The organism is Massilia sp. TWP1-3-3, assembly GCF_049897805.1.
In the GTDB taxonomy this organism is placed as follows: Bacteria; Pseudomonadota; Gammaproteobacteria; order Burkholderiales; family Burkholderiaceae_D; genus Telluria_A.
This window is the reverse complement of the sequence record NZ_JAFCWX010000082.1, coordinates 1-3,668: the sequence shown is the minus strand read 5'-3', so window position 1 is coordinate 3,668 and position 3,668 is coordinate 1. Positions and strand designations below refer to the sequence as shown.

General features: G+C 54.0%; 2 protein-coding genes. Both read left to right on the top strand.

Features of this window, described 5'->3' with window-relative positions; translation table 11 throughout:
• The first annotated feature begins 100 nt into the window (after nucleotides 1-100).
• On the top strand, nucleotides 101-3,193 hold the full coding sequence (locus ACP7D4_RS27675) for an RHS repeat domain-containing protein (protein WP_426212629.1): 3,093 nt from the start codon (nucleotides 101-103) through the stop codon (nucleotides 3,191-3,193).
• Nucleotides 3,190-3,668: RHS repeat-associated core domain-containing protein (locus tag ACP7D4_RS27670; RefSeq protein WP_426212627.1), on the top strand; the 479-nt coding region annotated here is incomplete at its 3' end. The genes ACP7D4_RS27675 and ACP7D4_RS27670, both read left to right, overlap by 4 nt.

Sequence of the window (3,668 nt, the reverse complement as noted above, 5' to 3'; positions counted from 1 at the left end):
AGGGCGAGGCTAGATTATGAATCGCCGCTCGTCGTTTATACTCAGCACATAGCCTTGCTGCAACATCCGACTGACACTGTTAATTAACCCAGTGTTGCGCTTGGTATTTGAAACCGCCCTGCCTAGCGAAGTCACTGATCGTTTCGGGAATTGGGTTCGCTACACCTACGACCCTGCTAATCCCAAGAAGCTCCTTTCCATCTATTCGAACGACAATCGGCGTCTCGATTTCGAGTACACGGATACGGCCAATCCCGACAGCATCACGGCCATTAAAGATGGCGTACGTACCTGGCGCTACACCTATGTCAACCAGGTCCTTTCGCAAGTCATCCTTCCGGACTTGTCGTTTTGGCAGGTGCTTGGGATCGATAATTTATCGGGTGTGTTTAAACAGTCGAACGGTTCAGGCTGTGCGGGAAGCTCCACCGAACTCGCAACGACCCGGACGGCTACCCTGACTCATCCCTCAGGAGCGACAGGAGCCTTTACATTGAAGGCGAAAGTACATGGCCGCGCCAACGTCCCCACGACCTGTTTGGATCCCAATAACTATGTCGACAACGACGAGGTTTTGGTTCCCATGCATTTTCAAACGTTGGCGCTCACTTCTAAAGTGATAAGTGGGCCGGGCTTGCAGCCAATGCAATGGACATACGCCTATCCAGCCCCCATGGGAAGTCTGACGTCGTGTGTCAATTGCCCAACTTCGAAGAGTATTTCAGTGACCGATCCGGGTAACGCTGTTACCCGCTACACGTTTGGAATTCAATATGGACGTTCCGAGGGAAGAATCGAACAAGTTGACGTGGACTGGAATGGGTCGAGCGCACTGCGTACCACTCAGACCAGCTACCGGGCGGTCGGTGCGGGTCCATATCCGGTGCGTGCCGGCAACGGGGCATTAGATTCTGGTGACTCTTACCAGAATTCACTAAATACGCCGGTGGACAGGATTACGACGTTCCAACAAGGCGACACTTTTACGTGGGCTGCTACGGGATGGCACGCGATTTTCCCACGCGCCACCGTGGTGTCCCGGCAGCGTGGGCAAGACGCTGCTCGTACCGAAACAACAGAATATAAAGACTTCCTGCCGAAATGGGTGATCGGCGCTATTGATAACGTCACGGTCGCTGGGATCCCGGGTCAGCTTGTTAAAAACACGTACGACGATGCAACAGGGGTTTTACTGTCCAGTTCACAATACGGCGCAGGCACTCAAACATTCGCTTACAATCCGAATGGAACGCTGCTAAGCCGGGCTGATGGTAAAGGGCAAAAAACGACATTTTCCAACTACATAGCAGGTATCCCGCAGAACATTGTATATCCCGATCAAACGGGGGAAAGTGCAGTAGTCGCGCCGATTGGTTTTGTTCTTTCTTCCACAAACGCGGCGAACCAAACTACAACATATGAACCGGATTCAATGTGGCGCGTTTCGAAGGTCAATTATCCCGCTGGCGTGAGCGGCGATCCAGCGAGTTGGGCGCCGATGTTACTGTCCTTTTCGCCGGTCAATAGCGATGAATACGGAATTGCGCCAGGCCACTGGCGGCAGGAAATACAAATCGGCAACAGCCGCGAAAGAACATATTTCGATGCATTATTGCGGCCGGTCTTCACTGAGAAATGGGATATCGCGAATGCGGCAGCAACGAAGCGGATCGTTAAAAGCCAGTATGATTACGCCGGCAAAACGACCTTCACGTCCTACCCAAAGCGCGATGTTGGATCCCTGCTTCAAGGGGTCTACCAAGAGTACGATGCCTTGGGGCGCCCGACGATTACGAGAGCCGACTCCCAACTTGGTATCTTGCAAACTACGAACAGCTACCTCAGCGGTTTCGTTCGGCAGTCGACTGACCCCATTGGGAACATCACAACGAGCGCTTTTCAGGCTTTCGATCAGCCCGCTGAAGGCGCGATTAGCAGCATAGCCGCACCGCTTGGTGTTAACGTTGTGATCGCGCGTGACCTGCTCGGCAAGCCTACGTCAATTACGCGCAGTGGCGGAGGCAAATCTGCGACTAGATCCTACGTCTACGATTCAGGGCAACGACTATGCAAAACGATCGAGCCTGAGTCCGGTGCGACCGTCCAGACGTATGATTCGGCTGACAATGTGCTCTGGCGCGCTAGTGGTTTAAATTTGTACGCGACATCTTGCGACGCGGCCAGCGTAACGGCCGATAAGAAAATTAGCTACGGCTACGATGCGCGCAACCGTTTACTGACGACCAGCTATGCCGATTCAAGTCCCGACATCACCCGTACTTACTGGCCAGTTGGGTCGCTGAAGACAATCAATTCTGGCGGCGCGAACTGGACGTACACCTATAACTCGCGGGGCATGAGTCTGTCCGAAAGCTTAAGCTATGCGTCCAGCACCTATGCAATTACCCGCACTTACGATGGCAATGGCGCGCTGACACAGCTGAAGTACCCAGACAATACGGTCGTCGACTATAGCCCGAATGCTTTGGGCGAACCGACCAAGGTTGGCGCTTACGCTACTGCAGTGAGCTATTTCCCCAATGGTGCCATCGAGCGCTTCGTATTTGGGAATGGCATCGTGCACAGCCTGACCCAGAACGTGCAGGGACTTCCTGAGCGTTCGATTGACGCTGGCGTGCTGAACGATGTGTACACCTATGACCTGAACGGGAACGTGAAATCAGTTGTCGACGCGCAGCAAGGCGTGACCAACCGGACGATGGAGTACGACGCATTGGATCGACTTAAACGGGTGTACGCACCAGCAGTCTGGGCTGACGCTTACTACAGCTACGATGCACTTGATAATCTGATCGCGAGCAACTTGACCGGCGGCTCTGGGATCGCCCGTACGATGACTCATCAGTATGACGCCGCCAATCGCCTATCGAGCATTACCGGCACCGCAGGTTTCGCCTTCGGTTACACGTACGATAGTCAAGGCAACATCATTCAGCGTGGCTCGCAGATTTATGCATTTGATCAGGGCAACCGTATGAAAAGTGCAGCAGGGAAGGGGACGTACCTTTACGACGGCCTTGGCCGAAGAATGAGCATAGTGGGGACCGACGGCGTCAACCGGGTGTCCGTCTATAGCCAAGCGGGTCAGCTGCTATATGTGACGCCCACAAACGGTGCGGGAACCAAGTATATCTACCTGCACAACCATCAGATCGCAGAGGTGAAGCCATGATGGTCTCACCTATGTTTCATTCCCTCGGCCAGTTTAAGCTAAGCAAAATCCTCAAGTCGCAAATGCGGCCGCTGCTGCACGTTTTCTTCACGTTGACACTCATGTGTTCGCTGTTTGCTGCGCCGCCGCAGAGCCACGCGGCCCAAGTCGAATACATCCACACAGATGCCTTGGGAAGCCCGGTCGCACGCACTGACCAGAACGGCGCCGTATTCACCCGGACTCGTTATGAACCGTATGGGGGTACTGCAGCAGGCACAGCCCCGACGATCGGATTTACGGGACACGTGAACGATGCGGAAACGGGTCTTGTGTACATGCAGCAGCGGTACTATGATCCGGTGGCGGGCAGGTTCTTGAGCATTGATCCGGTGGTGACGGATGGAAATACCGGATCAAGTTTCAATCGGTACGCCTATGCCAATAACAGTCCATACAAATACGTCGATCCTGATGGGCGAAACCCTGCCGCCTT